Source organism: Ideonella oryzae (assembly GCF_024055665.1).
GTDB classification, from domain to species: Bacteria; Pseudomonadota; Gammaproteobacteria; order Burkholderiales; family Burkholderiaceae_C; genus Ideonella; species Ideonella oryzae.
In genome coordinates, this window is the sequence record NZ_JAMXMC010000006.1 from 129,613 (window position 1) to 151,451 (window position 21,839).

21 protein-coding genes are annotated in these 21,839 nt (G+C 72.3%); 13 read left to right on the top strand and 8 right to left on the bottom strand.

The window, feature by feature from the left end:
* Positions 1 to 156 precede the first annotated feature (156 nt).
* From M0L44_RS11425 to M0L44_RS11460, 8 genes are all read right to left on the bottom strand, one after another.
* On the bottom strand, positions 157 to 1,236 hold the full coding sequence (locus tag M0L44_RS11425; protein ID WP_252769836.1) for a CE1 family esterase: 1,080 nt from the start codon (positions 1,234 to 1,236) through the stop codon (positions 157 to 159).
* A 51-nt stretch (positions 1,237 to 1,287) separates the two neighbouring features.
* A complete protein-coding gene (gene phhA, locus M0L44_RS11430; RefSeq protein ID WP_252769837.1) occupies positions 1,288 to 2,196 on the bottom strand; it encodes a phenylalanine 4-monooxygenase in 909 nt (302 codons plus the stop codon).
* Positions 2,193 to 2,501 carry a 4a-hydroxytetrahydrobiopterin dehydratase gene (locus M0L44_RS11435; RefSeq protein ID WP_151122625.1) on the bottom strand — a complete coding sequence of 103 codons (309 nt, stop codon included), beginning with the start codon at positions 2,499 to 2,501 and terminating at the stop codon, positions 2,193 to 2,195. The genes phhA and M0L44_RS11435 overlap by 4 nt, the downstream gene beginning before the upstream one ends.
* Before the next feature lie 73 nt (positions 2,502 to 2,574).
* A complete protein-coding gene (locus tag M0L44_RS11440) occupies positions 2,575 to 3,324 on the bottom strand; it encodes a YkgJ family cysteine cluster protein (RefSeq protein ID WP_252769838.1) in 750 nt (249 codons plus the stop codon).
* Between the two features lie 113 nt (positions 3,325 to 3,437).
* Complete coding sequence (locus tag M0L44_RS11445) at positions 3,438 to 4,877, bottom strand: sensor domain-containing diguanylate cyclase (RefSeq protein ID WP_252770041.1); 1,440 nt, start codon at positions 4,875 to 4,877, stop codon at positions 3,438 to 3,440.
* A 105-nt stretch (positions 4,878 to 4,982) separates the two neighbouring features.
* Complete coding sequence (locus M0L44_RS11450; RefSeq protein WP_252769839.1) at positions 4,983 to 5,495, bottom strand: GNAT family N-acetyltransferase; 513 nt, start codon at positions 5,493 to 5,495, stop codon at positions 4,983 to 4,985.
* 2 nt (positions 5,496 to 5,497) lie between these two features.
* Positions 5,498 to 5,857, bottom strand: a complete 360-nt coding sequence (locus M0L44_RS11455; RefSeq protein WP_252769840.1) for a hypothetical protein — start codon at positions 5,855 to 5,857, stop codon at positions 5,498 to 5,500.
* Positions 5,858 to 5,871: 14 nt separating this feature from the next.
* Positions 5,872 to 6,714: a hypothetical protein gene (locus tag M0L44_RS11460; protein ID WP_252769841.1), complete on the bottom strand. Its 843-nt coding sequence runs from the start codon at positions 6,712 to 6,714 to the stop codon at positions 5,872 to 5,874.
* A 408-nt stretch (positions 6,715 to 7,122) separates the two neighbouring features.
* Between M0L44_RS11460 and M0L44_RS11465 the strand changes: the two genes are divergently transcribed.
* The 13 genes from M0L44_RS11465 (at position 7,123) to M0L44_RS11525 (ending at position 21,817) form a co-directional block, all read left to right on the top strand.
* The gene (locus M0L44_RS11465; protein ID WP_252769842.1) at positions 7,123 to 7,923 is read left to right on the top strand and encodes a transporter substrate-binding domain-containing protein; all 801 of its coding nucleotides are present in this window, start codon (positions 7,123 to 7,125) and stop codon (positions 7,921 to 7,923) included.
* Positions 7,920 to 11,426 carry a response regulator gene (locus tag M0L44_RS11470; RefSeq protein ID WP_252769843.1) on the top strand — a complete coding sequence of 1,169 codons (3,507 nt, stop codon included), beginning with the start codon at positions 7,920 to 7,922 and terminating at the stop codon, positions 11,424 to 11,426. Before M0L44_RS11465 ends, M0L44_RS11470 begins: the two co-directional genes overlap by 4 nt.
* Before the next feature lie 326 nt (positions 11,427 to 11,752).
* Positions 11,753 to 13,666, top strand: coding sequence for a phage tail sheath subtilisin-like domain-containing protein (locus M0L44_RS11475; RefSeq protein WP_252769844.1), 1,914 nt, complete (start codon positions 11,753 to 11,755; stop codon positions 13,664 to 13,666).
* 68 nt (positions 13,667 to 13,734) lie between these two features.
* The gene (locus M0L44_RS11480) at positions 13,735 to 14,244 is read left to right on the top strand and encodes a phage tail protein (protein ID WP_252769845.1); all 510 of its coding nucleotides are present in this window, start codon (positions 13,735 to 13,737) and stop codon (positions 14,242 to 14,244) included.
* Between the two features lie 26 nt (positions 14,245 to 14,270).
* Positions 14,271 to 15,122: a hypothetical protein gene (locus M0L44_RS11485; protein WP_252769846.1), complete on the top strand. Its 852-nt coding sequence runs from the start codon at positions 14,271 to 14,273 to the stop codon at positions 15,120 to 15,122.
* A gap of 530 nt (positions 15,123 to 15,652) precedes the next feature.
* Entirely contained in the window at positions 15,653 to 16,198 is a 546-nt protein-coding gene (locus tag M0L44_RS11490; RefSeq protein WP_252769847.1) for a hypothetical protein, read from the top strand.
* A 16-nt stretch (positions 16,199 to 16,214) separates the two neighbouring features.
* Positions 16,215 to 17,237: a Pvc16 family protein gene (locus M0L44_RS11495; RefSeq protein WP_252769848.1), complete on the top strand. Its 1,023-nt coding sequence runs from the start codon at positions 16,215 to 16,217 to the stop codon at positions 17,235 to 17,237.
* A 13-nt stretch (positions 17,238 to 17,250) separates the two neighbouring features.
* Complete coding sequence (locus tag M0L44_RS11500; protein WP_252769849.1) at positions 17,251 to 18,597, top strand: ATP-binding protein; 1,347 nt, start codon at positions 17,251 to 17,253, stop codon at positions 18,595 to 18,597.
* Positions 18,587 to 18,871 carry a hypothetical protein gene (locus tag M0L44_RS11505; protein WP_252769850.1) on the top strand — a complete coding sequence of 95 codons (285 nt, stop codon included), beginning with the start codon at positions 18,587 to 18,589 and terminating at the stop codon, positions 18,869 to 18,871. The genes M0L44_RS11500 and M0L44_RS11505 overlap by 11 nt, the downstream gene beginning before the upstream one ends.
* A gap of 15 nt (positions 18,872 to 18,886) precedes the next feature.
* Complete coding sequence (locus tag M0L44_RS11510; RefSeq protein ID WP_252769851.1) at positions 18,887 to 19,540, top strand: hypothetical protein; 654 nt, start codon at positions 18,887 to 18,889, stop codon at positions 19,538 to 19,540.
* Positions 19,540 to 19,830, top strand: coding sequence for a LysM peptidoglycan-binding domain-containing protein (locus M0L44_RS11515; RefSeq protein ID WP_252769852.1), 291 nt, complete (start codon positions 19,540 to 19,542; stop codon positions 19,828 to 19,830). The genes M0L44_RS11510 and M0L44_RS11515 overlap by 1 nt, the downstream gene beginning before the upstream one ends.
* A gap of 20 nt (positions 19,831 to 19,850) precedes the next feature.
* Positions 19,851 to 20,999, top strand: coding sequence for a phage late control D family protein (locus tag M0L44_RS11520; RefSeq protein ID WP_252769853.1), 1,149 nt, complete (start codon positions 19,851 to 19,853; stop codon positions 20,997 to 20,999).
* Positions 20,999 to 21,817 (top strand): phage baseplate assembly protein V, encoded by an 819-nt coding sequence (locus M0L44_RS11525; RefSeq protein ID WP_252769854.1) that lies wholly within the window; start codon positions 20,999 to 21,001, stop codon positions 21,815 to 21,817. The genes M0L44_RS11520 and M0L44_RS11525 overlap by 1 nt, the downstream gene beginning before the upstream one ends.
* Positions 21,818 to 21,839: the final 22 nt, after the last annotated feature.

Below are 21,839 nucleotides of genomic sequence, written 5' to 3' on the forward strand. Positions count from 1 at the left end.
CACCAGAGGCCAGTTCTCCCTCGGAAAGACCGGCCTGCTGCTGCGTTCATGACGCCCCGGAAGGCGTTGACAACACGACATCGGGCCGGTCACGTTGTATTGTTTACAACATAGCGAACACGGATCGAAGTCCGGTCCCGCCGGGCCTGTGGTGACTCAGCGGCTCAGGCCGCGCCGCTTCTCGCGGAAGAAGGCCCAGGCCTCGTCGGCCACCTCCAGATCGCCGCTCTGGCGGCCCACCAGCAGGCTGTAGGCCGCCGAGACGCGGTGGGCCACGCTGGGCTCGACATGGCCACCGCCATCGATGCGCAGCAGCTCGATCTGCAGGCCGCCGGGCTGGGCGCCCCAGACGGTGCGCTGGGCGCGGGTGGGATCGGCCGGATCGCGGTGGGGCAAGGACTCGCTGCGCGTCGGCTCGCCGAACAGGCTGTCGCGCTCGCGCCAGCGCATCACCGTGGCCTCGGCCCCGATCACCCGGCCGCGGCGCCCTTCCTGCCGCTTGCCCACCGGGCCACCATCCCAGGGGACGATGCCGTCGGCCGTGCCGCCCACCATCAGCAGCGACAGCGGCGCCTTGATCGACGGACAGCGGCTGTCGGTGGCCATGGAGGCGCTGACCGCGGCCACGCCGGCCAAGCGGTCGCCGGCCTCCATCGCGTAGCGCAGGGCCATCATGCCGCCGTTGGACATGCCCATCAGGTAGACGCGCGCCGGGTCGGCCCCATGGTGGGCCACGGCCTCGTCGATCAGGGCGCTGATCAGGCCCACGTCGTCGGACGTGGGGTTGGTCTGGGTGTCGCGTCGGCAGTCGTTCCAGCCGGACTTCTGGTCGCCGCCGGCCAGGCCGTCAGGGGCGGCCACCAGCAGGCCCTCGCGCTGGCCGATGGCCAGCCACTGCGACAAGGGGGCGGCCGTGCGCTCCTGGGCCAGGGTCTGGGCGGCCGAGCCGCCATGGCCGTGCAGCAGGATGACCAGCGGGCGCGGGCCGGCCGGCGCATGCGCGGGCACGGCCAGCAGCACGCGGCGCGGGCCCTCGGGGCGGGGCAGGGTCAGGGCCTGCGGCGCCGGGGACGCAGCGGCTGCGGAGCTCGGGGCCGGGGATGCGGCCGCGGGCGCCCCGCTGGCCACCGTGGCCGCGGCCAGCAAGCACGCGCCCAGCAGGGCCCGTGCACCGGTCAGCCCTGTGCGCCCGCCCCATCCACGCCCGCGGGCGCCTTCACCGATCCCTTGCCTCATGCCTGCTCCGTGCGCCGCCCGGACCTGCTGCCGGCGCCGCCCGGGGCGGCGTCAGTGCGGCGGGCGGCGGTCGCGATGGTACGCGCCCGTGCCGCGGTGCAGCACGGTGTCGCCGGGCTGCAGGGCACCGGGCTCGAAGGTCTGGGCCCCGGCCACCTGCGCATACACCGGCCCGAAGTCGACCCGCGCCAGCGCCAGAAGTTCATCCAGGTCCTGCAGCACGAAGTAGCACTCCTGGAAGTCGTCGATGCGGTAGCGGGTGCGCATGACCCGCTCCAGCACGAAGCGCACGCGGTGCGGCGAGGGGTCGTCCAGGCAGAAGCGGCTTTCGCTGTAGGACGAGGCGATGCCCGCGCCGTAGAGCCGCAGGCCCTCGGGCTGTATCACCAGGCCGAACTCCACCGTGTACCAGTAGACCCGGGCCAGCTCGGCCAGCATGCCCAGGCGCTGGGCCCGCAGCCCACCCACGCCATAGGCCTGCATGTAGTCGGCCATGACCGGGTTCATCAGCATCGGCACATGGCCGAAGACGTCGTGGAAGACGTCGGGCTCCTGCAGGTAGTCAAGCTGGTCGGCCCGGCGGATGAACTGGCCGGACGGGAAGCGCCGGTGCGCCAGGTGGTCGAAGAAGACCTCGTCGGGCACCAGGCCGGGCACGGCCACCACCTGCCAGCCGGTGGCCTTCATCAGCACGTCGCTGAGGGCCTCGAAGTCGGGGATGCGGTCGGGCGCGATGGGCAGGGCGTCCAGGCCCTTGAGGAAGGCGTCGCAGGCGCGGCCGGGCAGCAGCCGGCACTGGCGTTCGAACAGGGTGGCCCAGGTGGCGTGTTCGGCCGGGGTGTAGGCCGCACAGTCCTGGGGGATGGTCCAGTCGGCGCTGTGCGGGCGGCCCGCCTCGCCGGCGGCCAGGCCGTGCAGGGTGGGCGGCTCGGGCCGCACCGGGGGGAGTTGGGTCTTCATGGCTGGCCCCCGGTCAGCGCGGCATGCACCGCGTCGATGTGGCGGGCCAGGGCCAGGTCCTTGCCGGAGACGCCGCCGGCGTCGTGGGTGGTCAGGCGCACGTCCACGCGGTTGTAGACGTTGAACCACTCCGGGTGGTGGTCGTGCCGCTCCGCATGGAGGGCGACCTGGGTCATGAAGCCGAAGGCCTGGTTGAAATCGGCAAAGCGGAGGCTGCGGCGGATGGCCAGGCCTCCCTCTTCCAGCTGCCAGTGCGGCAGTTCTTCCAGGCTCGCGCGCAGGGTAGAGGCATCGAGCTTGTCCATGCCAGCATGCTAGGTCGGCGCCAGCGGCCGACTCCTCCGGGGGAACCCTGGCGTCTGCGGCCCGGGACCGCGCTCAATGCGGGCGCAGGCGGTCGAAAGCGGCGGCCATCTCCTCGGCCGGCACCTCATGCACCGCGGCAGCGGCCAGCACGTCCTCGCCGGCCAGCCAGCGGGCCTCGGATTCGGGCGTGTCCAGCGCCAGCAGCAGGCCCTGGTTGAGCTCCACGCTGCCCCAGGGCAGGCCGGCCTCGCGCAGGGCCGATTGCAGCGCGTTCTGCACCAGCGCGCGCACCAGGTGGTGGCCGGCGCTGTAGGGCACCTCGTCGCGCGCGCCGCGGGCCGCGTCCACGCAGGCCTTCACGTCGTGCGAGGCATGGCCGCGGCAGGCCAGCGGCCGCACCTGGTAGATGACGCAGACGCCCTGGGCGATGAAGGGGCAGCGTTGGCGCAGGCCCACGCGCCGGGCCTCGTCCAGGCCCTCGGTCTGGGTGTTGGCCTCACGCAGCTGGGCCACCAGGTCGATGCCGCGGGCCTGCAGGGCCGGCTGCACCGCGCGCAGAAAGCGCGCCACCAGCATGACCTCGGGCACGGTGGCCGTCACCCGCAGGGTGCAGCAGGTGGCGCAGCCACGGTGGCAGGCCAGCGGGGGTTCGTCCTCGCACTGGATGGCCACATTGCCATGGAAGCTGTCGAAGGCCTGGACCAGCAGGGCGGGCAGCAGATCGGGCCGGCCCTGGTGCAGCGCCAGCGTGGCGTCAAAAGCCCGGTGCAGATCCTGGTAGAAGTCCTGCGGCCCGCCGGCGGCCGCGTGGGGGGTGTTCATCGACAACGCTCCGCGCGGACCCCCGTTGGCCCGCCCAAGCCGGCAAGTCTGGTGGCGCGCCCCCTGCCCCGGCTTGATCTGACGCAAGCCCCTGCGGCAGGCGGGGACGAAGCTCAGCCCGGCGTGGCGTCCTGGCCGCGGCGGTCGTGCGGCAGGCCTTCGTAGTAGGCCTTCTTCTGCTGGTACATCTGCTTGTCGGCCCGGTGCAGCGCAGCCTCCAGCCGCTCGCCCGGTCGGGAGATGGCCACCCCCACCGAAAAGGCCAGCGGCGTGCCGGCATGGAACTGGTTGTTGATGTCCACCAGGCCCTGCAGCTGGGCGATCAGCGCATCGGCCGCGGCCTGGTCGCCGCCAGGAATCAGCACGGTGAACTCGTCACCGCCGATGCGGGCCGCCGTGGACGGGGCCTCGACCGCCTGGCTCAGCACCTCACCGACGCGGCGCAGCAGGGTGTCGCCCGCGCGGTGGCCTTGCTCGTCGTTGATCTGCTTGAGGCCATTGAGGTCCAGCAGCAGCAGGGCCACCGGTTGCACGTTCTTGCGCTCCAGGCGGTTGAGTTCGTCGTCGAAGAAGGAGCGGTTGCGCAGCCGGGTCAGCGCGTCGTGCTTGCCCAGGAACTCCAGATAGGCCTCGGCCTTCTTGCGGGCGGTGATGTCGGTCAGCGAGACCTGCACCAGCGACCAGTCGTGCTCATGCCCGGGCAGCACCGCGAACTGCAGGTGCACATGCAGCATCTCGCCGTCCAGCGCGTAGTTCACCGTCTCGCGCTGCTGGTAGAGCTTGCCCTCCCAGAGTTCGATGAGCTGCTCGGTGAAGGGTCGTCGCATCTCGTCGCGGAAGATGTCGGGCAGGCGGTGCAGCAGCGTGGCCTTGTCCGGCGCGCGGAACAGGGTGAGGGTCTGCCGGTTGATGTCGACGACGCGGATCTCGGCCATGCAGCGCTCGACGAACTCGGGATGCACGTCGGTGAAGACGCGGAAATCGGTGATGCCCTGCAGCCGCACGTCGTCGATCAGGCGCTTGACGGCGCTGAAGTCCTCCACCCACAGCGAGACCGGCGAGTGCTCGAACAGGCCCTGGGCGTAGCGCTCGCTGTGCTGGCGGGCCTGCAGGGCCTGCTCGCGGGCGCTGATGTCCTCCAGCGAGAACAGCACCCGGGCCCAGTCCTGCTCATGGCCGGGCAGCACCCGCACTTGCAGCGCCACGTCCAGGCGGCGGCCGTCCAGCGTGTAGTTGACGGTCTGGCTGGTGTAGCTGAGCGCACCGGCCCAGAGCTGGGCCAATTCCTCGATGTGGTGGTCCAGCATGTCGTCGCGGAAGACGCGGCCCAGCTGGCTCAGCAGCTCGTCCTGGCTGGCCGCGCCGAACAGGTCCAGCGTGCGGCGGTTGACCCGCAGCACCCGGATGGCGCGGGTGCAGACCGCCACGCGCGAACGGTCGGCACGCAGCCAGGCGCGCAGGTCGCTCACGCCCTGGGCCCGCCACTGGGTGAACAGGGCCGCCACGCCGCTGAAATCCTCCAGCCACAGCGAAACCGGCGCCAGCTCGAACATCAGGGCGTCTTCGGGGGTGGCAACAGGCGATTCAGCAGAGGTCACGGCGAGGCATCAGCACGGTGCCGCACCGGGCTGGCGCAGCGGGCCAACAGTCTCGCATGTTCATGTGAAGGGATCGCCACCGTCCAGCGGCCGTCCCATCGCCACAAAGCCCTCCGGCAGGGCCTGCAGGCTGCGCACCGTCCGGAAGCCCAGGCGGCGGTAGAAGCCCTCGGCCCCGGGCGCCGCCACCAGGCGCAGCAGCGGCCGGTCGGTGCGGCCGTGGCTGGCCCGCCAGGCCGCCTGCACCAGGGCACGGCCCAGGCCCCGGCCCTGCCAGTCCGGCGCCACATAGAGGCTGCAGAGCTGCCAGTGCTCACGCACCAGCACCATGCCCACCACCTCGCCCTGCGGACCGCGGGCCAGCAGGTGGCAGCTGACCCCGCCGGCCTGGGCGGCATCCAGCCAGCCGTGCAGGTGGTCTTCGGCATGGGCGCGCAGCAGGGCCTGCTGGGCCCGCGTGAGGGCCGGACTGGCGGCCAGCACGGTGTCGATCAGCGCCGCCAGTGCGGCACGGTCGGCCGGCTGCGCCGGCGCCAGCGTCCAGGCGGGGGTCGAGGGCGCGGCCTCCGCCAAGGTCAGTACTGGATCTCGAACCAGTCGGGCTCCTGGGCTCGCAGCTGGTCCAGCAGCACCAGGGTGGCGGGCAACAGACCGCAGACGGCGTACCAGACGATGTCGCGGCGCTGCGGGTCGCGCTGCCGCAGGGCCTGCAGCAGCGCCCCCCAGCCGGTCCAGTCCACCTGGGGCAGGCGCAGCATGACCACCGGCGGCAGGTGGGCCAGGGTGGTGGCCACGTTGAGCAGGTGGTCCTCGATGGCGGCCAGCGTGTTGGGGCTGGCGAAAAGCTCGTCGGCCCCGCCTTCCAGGGCCACCACCAGCTTGAGCGCCTGCTGCCCGCTGGTGTGCACGATGTCGAACAGGGCCTTGGCGTACATGGGGGGCTCCGATCTCAGGACTGGGGAGGCAGGGTGGCGGTCAGGCCGCCGCTCAGGGCCTGGTGCACGGCCTGGGCGCGGCGCAGCTGGGCCGCCTCGGCATCCAGACCGGCCACCGGGGTGGCGCGGCAGGCGGCCAGCGCCCGGCGCAAGCGCTCGGCCTTGGGGTAGTCCTGCGGCCGATGGCCGGGGTAGGCCGCGAAGTCGCAGGTGCACAGCAGCAGCAGGTCCTCGAAGCGCTCGGGCCGCCCCAGCGCGTCCAGCCGTTCCAGCAGGGCCGTGATGGCGCCGGCCCGCAGGTCGCTGGCCCGGTGCACCCGCTCCATCTCGTCGATGGCCAGGCGGGCCAGGTCCAGCGTGGCCCCGGGCCAGGCCAGTCGGGTCGACAGGTCGTCCACGATCGCCTGGGCGCGCTGCTCGTGCTTGTAGTGGCTGGGCCAGATCTCGCGCGGGCTGCCAGGCTTGCCCAGGGGCACCAGCAGCGCGGCCAGGCGCACGGACAAGGGCGCGTCCGCCCGCGCGGTCTCGCTCAGCAGGGCCAGCAGGTGCTCGCCCGCATCCACCGGGGTGGGCAGGTCGCACAGCTCGGGCACGCCGAACAAGGCGTTCACCTCGGGCAGCCACTGGCGCAGCACCCCGCCCTCGCGCAAGGCCTGCACGAAATGCCCGGGCTGCGGCGCCATCAGGCCCTCGGCCAGCAGGGCCCAGCCCTGCTCGGGTGACAGGGGCTGCAGCGACAGGCCCAGCGCCACTTCGGCCCAGGCGGGTCGTTCCTGCGCGGGAATGCCGGGCGGATCCCGGTGTGCCGCAGTCAGCGCCAGACGCCACAGCAGGAAAGGCCAGGAAGAAGAGGTCATGACAGGAGCCGCCGGACCGGCGCAACGCTTCAGGTGGGAAGAAGCGGGCGTGACATGGGCAGGGTCTTCTTCTTGTCGGCTTGGCCACATTCCGCACACCGCGGCCTCGGGGGCGCCCCCGGTCCGCAGTTGCAGCAGCCACCAAGCAGAAACCGCGCCAGAAGTGAGGCTGTTCGTGGCCCGGCCGCATCACATGTGCGATGAACGCGCAGGACATCCCCCCGATAGAGGAGGCCCCCCCTGCGCAGCCCCCGTCTGACGGCCCAGACTCGGTCATGAGCCACCCCTGGGTGGCCGGCGTCCGAGACCAGGCCCTTGCAGCCGACGGTCGGCGCCGCGTCCCCCAAGACCCAGGCGCTGTGCCCAGCGCCCAAGATCCACATGCCGCGCATCGGACGACGAGCTCTGTTGGGAACCTTCGCCGTGCTGGCCACGGGCGGCGCCGTGGCCTGGTGGGAGTACCTGGGCCAGGACGACTCCCTGGCCCGCGTGCGACAAGCCGGCGTGCTGCGCGTCGGCTACGCGCTGGAAGCCCCCTATGCACTGCTCGATCCCCTGGGGCAGCCCACCGGTGAATCGCCGGAGGTAGCGCGCGCCGTGGCCCGGCATCTGGGCCTGCGCACGGCGTGGATCCTCACCAGCTTCGACCACCTCATTCCCGACCTGCTGGCCGATCGCTTCGACCTGATCGCCGCGGGCATGTTCATCACCCCGGAGCGGTCCAGCCTGCTGCGCTTTTCCCGCCCCACCCTGCGGGTACGGCCCGGTTGGCTGACCCTGTCGAGCCGGTCGCTGACCCTGGACTACTCGGCGGTCCAGCCCAGCGCCAGCTTCCGCATTGCGGTGCTGCAGGGCTCGGCCGAGGAGACGCTGTTCCGTCAACGCCGGGTGCCGGAGGCCGGCCTGCTGTCGGTGGCCGATGCCCGCAGTGGCCAGACGGCCGTGCTGCTGGGGCAGGCCAGCGCCCTGGCCCTGTCGCTGCCCACGGTGCGGGCCATGGCCCTGTCTTCGGAGGGGCGCCTGGCCGCCCGCCCCGCCATGGGCCCCGGCACGCCGACCGAGCAGGTCGCCCTGGCCCTGCGCCGGACCGACACCGCGCTGGCCGATGCCATCGACCAGGCCCTGGCCGGCTACCTGGGCAGCCCCGCTCATCTGGACCTGCTGGCCCGCTTCGGCCTGGGCCCCGAGGATCTCCCGACATCCCCATGACGTCCCTCGAACCGTCCCTGCCCTCTCGTCGCAGCACCCCCCACGACCTGGCCACCACGGCGGGGCGCCGGTGGCTGCTGGCCACCGTGCTGGGAGCGATCGCGGTCATGGTCACCCTGCTGCTGCTGGACCGCGCCCAGCAGAACGAGGCCCATCGCACCACGAACAGCCTGCTGCACATCAAGCGGGCCACCGATGATCTCTTCCTGGGCGCCATGCACCTGCGCCTGGGCGGAGCGCCGGACAGCCCCTGGCAGCAGGAGCAGGGGCGGGCCCTGTTGCGCCAGGCCCAGGAGGAGCTCGCCCCGCTGTCCCAGCTGAGCCACAGCACCGAGGAGACCCGCGCCCTGCAGGCCATCGTCGAGGAACTGCTGACCATCTGGAACAGCGGGCAGTCGGCCCAGGCCGACCAGGAACTGCAGGCCCGCCAGCTGATGCATGACCTGAGCACCCGCCTGGACACGCTCAGTGCGGAGGTGCGTGCCGCCGACGCCGAGCGCACGCTGCACCTGCGGCAGATCGGCCTGCTCTCGGTAGCCGTGGCCGGGCTGCTGTTCTGCGGCCTGTGCCTGGGTGCCCTGCGGGCCGAGCAGCGGCGGCGCGAAGCCGGACGGGCCCTGGTGCAGAGCGAGAGCCGCATGCGCTCGACCTTGTCCGCCATGGCCGAAGGCGTCTTCGTCTGCGACGCGCGAGGCCGGGTGCTCGACAGCAATCCTGCGGCCGTGCAGCTGCTGGGCCCAGCGGCCGAGCCAGGGCCCGACTCCATCCTGGCGCAGCCCGGGTTCCAGCTGGTCCAGCTGGATGGCAGTCCCCTGCCCGACGCGCTCAACCCGCTGCAGGTCTCCCTGGAAAGCGGCCAGGCCCAGCGGGACCGTCTGCTGGGCATCACCCGGCCCGGCCAGCCTCTGCGCTGGATCAGCACCAATGTAGAGCCTCTGTTCGAGCCGCACGAGCCGTTGCCCGTGGGGGCCGTGGTCTCCTTCACCGATGTGACCGAGCTGCGTCAGCAGGCCCTGCAGCTCAAGCTCCACCAGACCCACCTGGAGGACCTGGTCGCCCAGCGCACGCAGGAACTGAGCGCAGCCCTGCAGGCCAAGCTCGCACTGGAATCCTTCGCCCAGCTGATGAGCGACCACCAGCCCACGCTGCTGGCCTACTGGACGCGCGACCTGCGGCTGGCCTTTGCCAACCGGGCCTTTGCCGAGTGGTTCGGCAGTCCGCGCGACGGTCTGATCGGACGCCATTACGACGAGGTCATGGGGCCGTCGATGCGCGAGCAGCAGCAACGGCAGATCGAACGCACCCTGGCTGGCGACACCGTGCAGGACGAGCTTGATCTCACCCGCCACGATGGTCACCGTGGCCACTTCCTGGTGGTGCGGGTGCCGGACCGCCGGCCGGACATCCCCGATGCCGGCTTCATGGCCGCCTGCACAGACATCACCGAACTGACCCTGGCCCGCCAACGGGCCGAGAGCCTGGCCGAAGCCCTCAGCCGCGGCGAGCAGTTCCTGCGTCGCCTGGCTGACAGCGTGCCCAGCATGATCGCCTACTGGGACCAAAGCCAATGCTGCCGCTTCGCCAACCAGGCCTACCTGGACTGGATGGGCCGGCCGGCCGAGGCGGTGATCGGCCACACCATGCGCGAGGTGCTGGGCGAGGCGTTCCTGACCCGCAACCAATCCTTCGTCGAGGCCGCCCTGCGGGGCGAGCGCCAGGATCTGGAGCGCACCCTGACGCGCGCGGACGGCACCGCCGTCCACACCCTGGGCACCTATGTGCCGCACCGCATGAGCGACGAGGTGCGGGGCTTCATCGTGGTGGTGACCGATGTCTCACGCCTGAAGCAGACCGAGCAGGAACTGGCCCGGGCCAACCAGGCCCTGGCCCAGCGGGCCGACCAGGCCGAGGCCGCCACGCGGGCCAAGAGCGCCTTCCTGGCCAACATGAGCCACGAGATCCGCACCCCGATGAACGCCATCATCGGCCTGACCCACCTGATCGAGCGCGACCTGCAGGACACGCACCAGCGTGACCGTCTGCACCGCATCGACGTGGCGGCCCACCACCTGCTGCAGGTCATCAACGACATCCTGGACCTTTCCAAGATCGAGGCCGGCAAGCTCCAGCTCGAACAGGTGGACTTCGCGCGCGACGCCCTGATCGCCCGGGTCACCTCGGTGGTGGGCGCCGCCGCGGCGGCCAAGCGGCTCGAACTGATCGTGGACACCGACCACCTGCCCGCCCAGCTGCGTGGCGACCCCAAGCACCTGGCCCAGGCCCTGATCAACCTGCTGTCCAACGCGGTGAAGTTCACCGAGCGGGGCTGGGTTCGCCTGCGGGCCGAGCTGGAGGGCGAGGAGGATGGCGCGCTGCTGCTGCGGTTTGCGGTCACCGACACCGGCATCGGCATCGGCCTGGCCCAGCAGCGCCATCTGTTCGAGGCCTTCGAACAGGCCGACAGCTCCACCACGCGGCGCTACGGCGGCACCGGCCTGGGCCTGGCGTTGACCCGCCATCTGGCCCGCCTGATGGGTGGCGAAGCCGGCGTGGAGAGCACCGAGGGCGAGGGCAGCACCTTCTGGTTCACGGCGCGCCTGGCGCGCGCCAGCGCCCCGCTGGGCGAGCCACCGAGCCTGCCGCGCCCATCGCTGCACGCCCTGCTGGTGGACGATCTGGACGAGGCCCGCCAGGCCCTGAGCGCACAGCTCTCGCTGATGGGCTTGACGGTGGACGCAAGCACCCATGGCAGCGATGCGGTCGAGCGCGCCGTGGTGGCCATGCGGGCCGGGCAGCCCCACGACGTGCTGCTGGTGGACTGGCGCATGCCGGGGATGGACGGCATCGCCACCCTGCAGGCCCTGCGCAGTGAGATGGCCCACGCCCTGCCCCCCAGCATCCTGGTAACAGCCTTCGACGAGGACGACGCCCGGCGGGCCCTGGACGAGGCCGGGCTGCCGACCCTCGTGCTGCCCAAGCCGGTGACCCCCTCGGCCCTGCACGACACGCTGGCCCGTGCGCTCTGTGCCGAGGACATGCGCCGCCGCCTCGATCCAGCGCCAGACCGGGCCCAGCTGCTCGATCTGCTGCGTCAGCGGGCCCCGGGGTTCACCGTGCTGCTGGCCGAAGACAACGAGGTCAACCAGGAAGTGGCCACCGAGCTGCTGACCAGCGCCGGCCTGCAGGTGGACCTCGCGGCCACCGGCGCGCAGGCGGTGCACAAGGCCCTGCAAGGCGGCCATGCCCTGGTGCTGATGGACATGCAGATGCCCGAGATGGACGGGCTGGAGGCGACCCGCCGAATCCGCTCGACGCTGGGCCCCGCGCTGCCCATCATCGCCATGACGGCCAATGCCTTCGACGAGGACCGCGAGAGCTGCCTGGCCGCAGGCATGAACGATCACCTGGGCAAGCCCGTGGCCCCGGACGAGCTCTACCGCTGCCTTCTTCAGTGGCTCCCTGCGCCCCCCTCGCCCGCCGCCGGCGTCACCGGCACCACATGAAGCGGTAACAGAAGGTGATCCAAACAGGCTCATTCGCCGAGCCTGTCATCCACTGAAGAAGCCGTCCCACGAGGACGCTGCACTGCAGCATCCCGGGTGTGTCCCCTGAACACAGGACAGCCCCCCAAGCGGGGGTAGACCACAGCACGGCCCGGCGCACCTAATCTCCCCCTGTCAGCCGGAACGAGCAGAACGAGCAGCACGCGCCTTCAACTGGCTCGCCCTGCTCCAGCAGTTCTTCTGGCGGCATGCAGTACCCACCGTCCCGATCCACCGCGGCACGGCCCCGGGTCCCGGAGGCCCTGCCCATTGCCAGGAGACACAGCATGCCCAGCTACCTGCACCCTGGGGTCTACATGGAAGAGATCCCCAGTGGCGCCAAGCCGATCGAAGGGGTGTCCACCTCGATCGCCGCGCTGATCGGCGGCACCACCGAAGGCCCCATCGGCGAGCCGGTGCTGGTGCACAGCTGGGACGACTACAAGGCCCGGTTCGGCGGCATCCACAGCGAGACCGACGCCCTGGCCATCGCCGCCTTCAACTTCTTCCTCAACGGCGGGCGCGACGCCTACATCGCCCGCCTCGCCGACAACGCCCACACCGCCGCGCTGCCCGCCGGCGCCCTGCCCGGCCGCAGCGGCGGCACGGCCACCGCCACCAGCGTGCTGAGCCTGAGCGCCACCAGCGCCGGGGTCTGGGGCAACGCGCTGCGCGTGAAGGCCACGCCCGCCGCCAGTGGCGTGCGCTTCAAGCTCGACGTGCTGCTGCACGACAGCGCCAGCAACACCGACACCCTGCTGGAAAGCTTTGCCACCCTGTCGATGGACAGCTCGGACCCGGCCTACGCCCCCGTGGTGATCAACGGCGGGTCGCGCTACCTGCGGGCCGAGCTGGCCACCGAGCTCCAGAACAACCCGGGCACCTACTATCTGGCCGGCGAGAGCGTCAGCGGCGATCTCTCCGGCCTGGACTGGTCCACCGTGCTGCCCACGATGAGCCTGACGCTCAACATCGACAACCTGGGCCCGCAGACCCTCACGCTGGGCCCGGCCGCCGACGGCGCCTACAGCAGCGCCAGCGACGTGACCCAGGCCATCACCGCCAAGGTGCTGGCCCTGGGCAGTGCCTACACCGGCTTTGCCTGCACCTTCGGGGGCGACAACAAGCTGCACCTGGCCTCCGGCAGCAAGACGGCCTTCTCCGCGGTGGTGGTGCGTCCCGGCCCGCTGGCCACCCTGCTGAAGCTGGGCACGGGCAACGGCGGCACCGAACTGCACGGCGCCCGCGACGTGGTGCCGCGCGACAACGGGCTGCAGGCGTTCACGCTGGGCAGCGATGGCGACGCCCCCACGGCCGACACCTACGCCAGCTTCTTCACCCGCCTGGCCAAGGTGCGCGACGTCAACATCGTGCTGCTGCCCGGCCAGACGCTGGACCCCAGCGGCGCCGCCAACCCGGTGATCGACCAGGCCATCACCCACTGCGAGAGCACCGCCAACCGCATGCTGCTGGTGGACCCGCCGGCCGGCACCGAGCTGGACACCGCCGGCAAGGTGCAGGCCCTGAGCCCGCCCACCTCCACCTACACCGCGCTCTACTACCCCTGGGTGCGCATCGCCAACCCCTTCTACAACCGCGACACCCACCCCACCGCGTCCACCACGCTGCTGGCCGCCCCCTCGGCCTTTGCGGCCGGCATCTGGGCCCGCACCGACGGCACCCGCGGCGTCTGGAAGGCCCCGGCCGGCGTGGAAGCCACCGTGCGCGGCATGGCCGGCCTGGAGTTCCAGGTCGAGGACGGCGAGCAGGACCAGCTCAACCCCGAGGGCGTGAACTGCCTGCGCAAGCTGCCCAGCTACGGCGCGGTGCTGTGGGGCACCCGCACCCTGTCCACCAAGGCCAACCCCGAGTGGCGCTACGTGCCGGTGCGGCGCACCGCGCTCTACATCGAGAGCAGCATCTACAACGGCATCCAGTGGGCGGTGTTCGAGCCCAACGACCACCGGCTCTGGTCCTCGCTGCGCGCCAATGTCGGCGCCTTCATGGACGGCCTGTTCCGCGCCGGTGCCTTCCAGGGCCAGAAGGCCTCGGACGCCTACTTCGTGCGCTGCGGCCTGGGTGACACCATGACCCAGGACGACATCGACCGCGGCATGGTCATCGCCATCGTCGGCTTCGCCCCGCTCAAGCCGGCCGAGTTCGTGATCGTGCGCATCCAGCAGAAGGTGGGCCAGTCCTGAGGGACACGCCCCGCCGACCCCACCCGCGCCGATCCTGGCCCCTGTCCTTTCCCTGAGGAGACCCTCCCATGGCCGCTCCGATGTTCCCGGTCAACGCGCACCGGCACGACCCCTACCGCACCTTCAAGTTCCAGATCCTCATCGACGGCAAGCCCGTGGCCGGGCTCAAGAAGATGGGCGCGCTCAAGCGCAAGACCGAGGCCATCAAGTGGCGCACCGCCGGGGACCCGAGCAAGGAACGCATCCTGCCCGGCGGCACCAGCTACGAGCCCGTCACGCTGGAGCAGGGCCTGTCGCACGACCCGGTGTTCGAGGGCTGGGCCAACCTGGTCAACAACGTCGAGGGCGACGCGGCCATGTCCCTGAAGAACTTCCGCAAGGACATCGTCATCAACGTGCTGAACCTGCAGGGCCAGGTCGCGCTGTCCTACAAGCTCTTCCGCGCCTGGGTGTCCGAGTACCAGGCCCTGCCCGAGCTGGACGCCGGCGCGATGAACACCGTGGGCATCCAGACCCTCACGCTGCAGCACGAAGGTTGGCAGCGTGACACCGCGGTGGCCGAGCCGGTCGAGAGCTGAGCCCCCGGACCCGACCGTCTCCCGTCATGAATGCGCTGGCTGCCCCCACCGATCTCCCGCCGCTGCCTGGCGGGCTGGTCGAGCACGGCCAGCGCCGGCGGGACTGGGCCTTCCATCCGCTCACCGGGGCGCTGGAGCTGGCCCTGGCCGAGGCGAGTGAAGGTGCCCAGGACACCCCCGGCGCCGTGACCGCGGTGCTCAGCCAGGCCCTGGCCCGGCTGGCGGGCGAATCGCCCCTGCCTGGCCGGGTGGCGGCCCTGTGCCTGGCCGACCGCCAGTTCCTGATGCGCCAGCTCGCCCAGCACCTGGACGAGGACCTCGGCGCACCCACCCCGCAGTGGCTCAGCAGCCGCTGCCCGGCCTGCGGCGCGCGCTTCGACTTCGCGCTGGACACGGCCGCCCTGCCCGTCACCGAGGCCGGCCCCGGCTACCCCTGGGCCGAACTGACCGGCGAGGACGGCGTATTGCGGCGCTTTCGCCTGCCGGTGGGCGCCGACCTGTCGGAGCTGGCCCGCCAACCCGACGACACGGTCGAAGCCTGGCTGCTGCGGCGCCTGGCCGAAGCGCCCGACACCCTGCCCCTGCACGACCCCGCGCAGATCGGCGCCTGGGCGGCGCGGGTCGAAGCCGCGCTGGACGCCATCGCCCCGGCCCTGGTGCTGCAGGTGCAGGCCGCCTGCCCCGAATGCGGCACCGCCCATGCGGTCGACCTGGACCCCTACGGCGCTCTGCGCCAAGCGCCCGACGCCCTGCTGCTGCAGGTGCACCGCCTGGCCTGGCACTACCACTGGTCGGAGGCCGAGATCCTGGCCCTGCCCCGGCCGCGCCGCCTGCGCTATCTGCAGCTGATCGACCAGACCCGCGGCCTGTCGGCCTGAGGGCACGCACCATGGGTCTCTTCCACGACACCCTGCGCGACGCGCGCCGCCCCCTGTCCACCGACCGGGGCGGCTGGGTGCGCCGCGCGGCCGCACTGCCCGAGGGCGAAACGCCCGAGGAGTCCCCCATCGAACCGCCGGCCCCGCCCGAGGGCGGCCTGCAGACGGTGTTCCGGTTTCAGAAGGCGGGGGCTGCCGTGGCTGCGGCAGACCTCCGGGAGGCGTCACACCAGAAAGCGGATGGAAAACCGCCGACTGGCGACCCCTGGTCGGCAGGCACCGAGGTGGGCACACCGAGGTCGTCTGCAATGCATTCCGTGAAGGATGAACAAAGTGAAAGCACCCTGGAAACAGGGATGACCGCATTGCCACGAGAGTCTGATGTGACGGATGCCCGTGCAGGGTCCGCAGTTCACGGTCGCCGGTCATCCTGGATGTCCGGTCCGAGGTCTGAGGTCTCCCCTGCGTCGACGAGCCTCTCTGAAGCAGAAGCATCGCCAATGAAGTCGAGCAGACATGATGTGTCGGACTTGAGCCGGGTTCCGGGTCGGGGCGCCCCTTCTGAATTCATCTCGGCATCCGAGGCCCCGCCGGATGCCACCACCCCGGCGGGGCCCATCCCCGCGCAGGCCTGGCTCGCGGCACGGCAGCAGCGCACGCGTGCCGCCTGGGCCGAGCTGCAGCAGGAGCGGGGTGGCCCCCTCCGCACCGAGGGCCTCGATGGTCCTGGCGCCGCGCACGCAGCCCGCATCGCCACGACAGACGTGGCGCCCTCCCCGGAGGCCACCGCCCACGCGGCCGGGGCGGGCCAACCGACAGCCCCGTGGCCGGTCACGCCGCAGGCACTGAAGGACATGCCGACGATGACGGACCGCCAACGGCCCACCGGCCCAGGCGCCAGTTCGGCGGCGGCCACTTCAGCGGCCCGCAGCGCAGTGCCGCCCGCCCCCGCCACGCTGCACATCGGCCGCATCGACATCACGGTGCAGGGCCCCGCCGCGGGTGCGCCCGCCCGCAGCCCTGCCTCCGTGGCGGACAGCGCCTACCTGAGCCGCCACTACCTGCGGCGGCTCTGAGACCGAGGACGCGACGATGGCACTGGCCACCTCCCCGCTGTCCCTGGTCTGCAAGGCCTGGCGCGCCCACCTGGACAGCGCGCTCAACGGCCCGGACCGCAGCAAGGTCAACGTCGTGCTGGGCACGCCCGCCGGTGCGGCCAGCGCCGCGGGCGACGGCAGCCCGCACCACCAGGTCAACCTCTTCTTCTACCGCTTCGAGCCGGCCGGCCTCTTCCCCGACACGCTGCCCGGCGACACCGCCTGGGTGCGCGGCTTCTGCCTGGTCACGCCCTTCGCGGTGGGCGAGGACTCGGTGGGCGAAGGCGAAAACGACCTGCGCCTGCTGGGCGAAGTGCTGCGCCTGGCCCACGAGCAGCCGATGCTGCAGGTGCCGGTGGACGACACCGTCGTGCAGCTGCAGGTCATGCTGCAGCCCCTGGGCCTGGACGCGCTCAACCAGCTCTGGTCCACCCAGGGCGACGCGGTCTACCGCCCCTCGGCCCTGTTCGAGGTCTCGCTGCTGCCCGTCATCCCGGCCCAGCCCACCCTGGCCGGCCCCTGGGCCGGCGCCCTGGGCCTGGGCGTGCAGGCGCCCCTGACGGCAGAGACCGCCGTTCCCAGCGCCCGCGGCCCCGCCGTGCCAGCCATGGTGCCGGACCTGCGTCAGTCCGACTGGGCCCCCGCCCTGGCCTGGGTGCAGGACGGGCAGTGCGCACTCAGCCTGGGCTTCGTCGTCGGCAGCCCGGCGCTGGCGGCCTTCACCCCGCAGCTGTGGCTGGCCGGCCAGCCCGGCATGCCGGTGACGCTGCACTGGCAGCACTGGAGCCGGACCCAGGGCTGGGTGGACCACCCGGCCGTCACCGAGGCCCGCATCGCCAGCCCCGGCATCTGGCCCGAGCAGGCCGCCGGCGCGCCGCTGCTGGCCCTGCCGCTGCCGGACACCAGCCAGCCCGGCCAGTGGGCCCTGCATGCCGAACGCACCTGGCTGCGGCCGGCCGACGGCGCGCCGCTGACGCTGCGCTCCAACCCGCTGCTGATCAGCCTCTCGGCGGCTTGAGCGGAGTCCGACCATGAACGCCCCGCGCCCCGACCTGCCCCTGCTGGCCGTGCTGGACCCGGAATGGCAGCGCCTGGACACGCTGGTGGCCTGCCTGTCGCGCCAGCGCGCCGGCCAGACCCTGGGTGAGGCCGAGCTGGCCCCGCTGCGCGCCCAGCAGGCCCAGGTGGATGCGCTGCGCGCGCCCGACGGCCCCTGGGCCGCCCTGCTGGGCCACACCCTGGAGCCGGTGGCGCTGGACGCCCTGGTCTGCGCTCTGGCCCCCGAGCTGGAGCCGCGACTGGGCTGGGCCTTCCAGGGCCTGCAGCCCGGCGCCACCCAGCCCTGGGCCAGCCGCGCCCTGGTGCAGGAGCTGCTGGCCCTGGACGCCAGCCAGGCCGAATGGCTGCGCCGCGCCCTGGCCCCCGAGGCCCCGCTGCGCCGCCTGGGCTGGCTGCGGCTGGAGGCGGACGACCCCTACCAGCCGCTGCGCGCCGCGCCGGCCCTGCTGGCCCGGGTCTGCGGCCGGCCGGCCGAGCCCACGCCCCCGCCCGGCGCCAGCCCGGTGCCCGGCCACGCCGGCTGGGACGACCTGGTGCTGCCGGCCAGCCGCCTGGCCATGCTGCAGGAGTTCCTGCTGTGGATCACCCAGCGCGACACCGTGGTGGGCCGCTGGGGGGGCCGGGCCCGCGGCGGGCCGGTGGCCCTGTTCGCCGGCCCCTCGGGCACCGGCAAGACCCTGGCCGCCAGCGTCATCGCCAGCGCCCTGGGCTGGCGCCTGTACCGGGTGGACCTGGGCCGCCTGGTCAGCAAGTACGTGGGCGAGACCGAGCAGAACCTCAACCGCCTGTTCGACGCCGCCGAGGGCCAGGCCATGGTGCTGCAGTTCGACGAGGCCGATGCGCTGTTCGCCAAGCGCGGCGAGGTGAAGGAGGCGCGCGACCGCTACGCCAACCTGGAGGTCAGCCACCTGCTGACCCGCATCGAGGCCCACGACGGCCCCTGCATCCTGACCACCAACCTGCGCAAGCAGCTGGATCCGGCCTTCACCCGCCGCTTCCAGATGGTGGTGGAGTTCCCCCGGCCCGATGCGCCGGCGCGCGCCGAGCTGTGGCGCCGGCTGCTGCCGCCGCAGGCCCCGCGCAGCGCCGACCTGGACCCGGCCCTGCTGGGCGAGGCCGTGGCGCTCAGTGGCGGGAGCATCCGCAACGCGGCCCTGCACGCGGCCTTCCTGGCCGCCGCCCAGGGCCAACCCATCGGCCTGGGCCAGGTGGCACATGCCGTCTGGCGCGAGCTGGCCAAGGAGGGGCGCGAACTCTCGCCGCAGGACCTGGGCCCGCTGGCCCGCCACCTGCCCCCGGAGCTGCGCGATGAGGCTTGAGATCGACCACCTGGCGCTGCAGCTGCCCGCTGGCTTCGAGGCCCGCGCGCCGCGCATCGCCCGCCTGCTGGGCGAGGCCCTGGCCCGGCCCGAGCACCTGGGCGGCCTGACCCTGGCGCGCGACGCGGCCCTGCCTGCCCTGCGGCTGCCCGCCCTGCCGGTGCAGGCGGGGCACAGTGACGCCGCCATTGCCCAGCGCCTGGCGCAGGCCGTCACGGCCCAGGTGCACACCGCCCTGGCAGCCTCATCCCCTGCGGGCGGCCCCGCCCGCTGACCCGGAGCCCGCCCCATGCCCCTGCTCTCCCCCACCCGCGGCTTCCTGGTCGAGTACGCACTGGCCCTGCCCCCGCTGGTGCTGGCCTTCGACTTCAACCCGCAGACGCTGACCCGCAACCGCAGCGTCACGCTGACCCTGGGCAGCACCCCGGCCACCCGCGGCGGCTACGACTTCGCCCTGCCCACCGAAACTGCCCGTGTGGCCCAGGGCGTGGCGGTGGAACCCGAGAGCTTCGACCTGGAGATCCTGCTGGACGCCACCGACCGGCTCAACGACGGCGAGCCCATCGCCACCGAGTTCGGCATCCAGCCCGAGCTGGACACCCTGCGCAGCATGGTCGAGCCCAAGACCCAGGGCCCCGGCGGCCTGCAGGTGCTGGCCAGCCTGGGCCTGGGCGGGCAGCGCGCCTTCCAGCGCGCCCAATGCGCCTCGGTGCTGCTGTGGGTCTGGGGCCGGCACATCCTGCCGGTCTTCCTCAAGAGCATCGAGGTCACCGAATCGGCCCACCTGCCCAACCTGGTGCCCTACCGCGCCACGCTCAAGCTGGGCCTGCAGGTGATCGAGGGCAACAACCCCTTCTACCAGGCCGAGAAGCTGCAGCAGTTCATCGGCTCGGGCCTGAACACCGGCCGCACCGCCGGCGCCGCCATCGGAGGGCTGTTCTGATGTTCCTGAAACACTCCCGCTACCAGGACGCCCGCCGCTTCGAGCCCGCGGCCGACGGCAGCCTGCGCTGCAAGGGCACCCGCGCCCGCGAGATCGGCCCGGCCCCCGGCGTGATCGAGCATGTGGTGCGCGAGGGCGACCGCCTGGACCTGCTGGCCGGCCATTACTACAACGACCCGCGGCTGTGGTGGCGCATCCTGGATGCCAACCCCGATTTGGACGACGCCGCGGTGCTGTCCATGGCCGCCCGCGCCGGCGAGGTCATCCTGATCCCGCGGGCGCGGGACTGAGGGCGGGAACGGAGCCGGCCATGCTGCTCGACTTTCTCTCCGCCAAGGAACGCGCGCCCGCCGAGTGCCTGGTCAAGGTGAACGGCCAGGAGATCAGCGCGCTCTACCCCTTCCTGCTGGAGATCACGGTGCAGTGCGGCCGCGCCGAGGCCGCCACCGCCTCGCTCACCTTCGAGACCCGGCGCGACGAGCTGGGCCGCTGGACGGTGCAGGACGCCGAGCTGCTGACGCCCTGGGCCCCGGTGGAGATCCACGCCGCCTTTGGCCACCGCACCGAGGAGGTCATGCGCGGCTACATCCGCGAGGTCAAGCTCGACACGCCGCAGGACGCCGGCGCCGCCCAGGTGCGGGTGGAATGCCAGGACGACTCCATCCGCCTGGACCGCGAACACCACCGCAAGACCTGGGGCAGCAGCACCCTGCCCAGCAGCGATCGCCTGCTGCTCATGGAGATCCTCTCCGGCTACGGTCTCCTGCCCCACCCGGACACCAAGGGCGGACAGGACCGGCTGGTGGGCATCGCCCAGGACGACACCGACATCAAGTTCCTGAAGTCGCGCGCCGAGTTCAACGGCTACGAGCTGATCTTCCGCGAAGGCCTGGTGTACTTCGGCCCGATGCGGCTGGAGGCCGACCCGCAGGACACGCTGCTGGTCTACGCCGGCGCCGACACCAACTGCCTGTCGCTGACCGCCCAGGTCAACGGCCACCAGGCCGACGCGGTGGCCTACGACGCGCCGGCCGAGAGCGGCGACAGCGTGAGCCCCACCACGGTGGACCCGAGCCTGCCGCTGCTGGGCCGCCGGCGGGCCGACAGCCGCGCCGCCGGGCTGGAGCCCTTCGTCTGGCGGCTGCAGGCCGAGGCGGGGGCCGACGCCAACCGCCTGCAGGCCCTGGCGCAGCAGAAGGCCAACGAACTCGACATCCAGCGCGTGCATGCCGAAGGCGAGCTCGACGGCACGCTCTACGGCCATGTGCTGCAGGCCGGCCTGCCGGTGGGGGTGGACGGGCTGGGCGACTGGCTCTCGGGCACCTACTACGTGGACACCGTGACCCACACCTTCAACGCCCAGGGCTACCGCCAGCGCTTCACGCTGCTGCGCAACGCGCTGGGCGACAACCTCGGTGCGCTGCCCGGCCTGGGCGGCGTGCTGGCCGGGGTGCTGTGATGCAAGACGCGCTGCTGCAACAGATCGCCCAGCGGGACGCCCAGCGCCGCGCCTGGGGCAAGTACCGCGGCTTCGTGGTGGACAACCAGGACCCGCAGAAGATGGCCCGCGTGAAGCTGCGCGTGCCGGCCCTGCTGGGCGAGGCCGAGACCGACTGGGCCCTGCCCTGCCTGCCCTGCGGCGGCCTGGCCAACCAGGGCTTCTTCGCCGTACCCCAGGTGGGCGCCCAGCTCTGGGTGGAGTTCGAAGGCGGCAGCCTGGACCACCCGATCTGGACCGGCACCTTCTGGCAGGCTGCGGGCGACATCCCGCAAGAAGTGCAGGACCCGCCCACCACCACGCTGCTGCGCAGCCCCCAGGGCCACACCCTGCTGCTGGAGGACAAGTCCGGCGACGAGGACGTGCTGCTGGCCCACCTGGGCGGCGCCCAGCTGGAGATGAACAAGGACGGCAACCTGGCCCTGACCGACCAGGCCGGCGCCACGCTGACGCTGGACGCCAAGAACGGCAAGGTGGTGCTGCAGGACGCCAACGGCAACACCCTGACCCTGGACAGCAGCGGCGCCAAGCTGGAGGACGCCAACGGCAACACCGTCGAGATGAGCGCCTCGGGCGTCAAGGTCAGCTCCAGCGCCGTCGTCACGCTGGAGGCCAACCAGGTCACGCTCGGTGGCTCGGGCGGTGAGCCCGTCATCAAGGGCACCAGCTTCCTCACCCTGTTCGCCACCCATGTGCACCCCACCGCGATGGGTCCCTCGGGCCCGCCCATCCCGCAGGGCGAGATGAGCAGCCTGTCCACCAAGGTGATGACCGCCTGAGCGGCGGCACCGCAGCACCCCA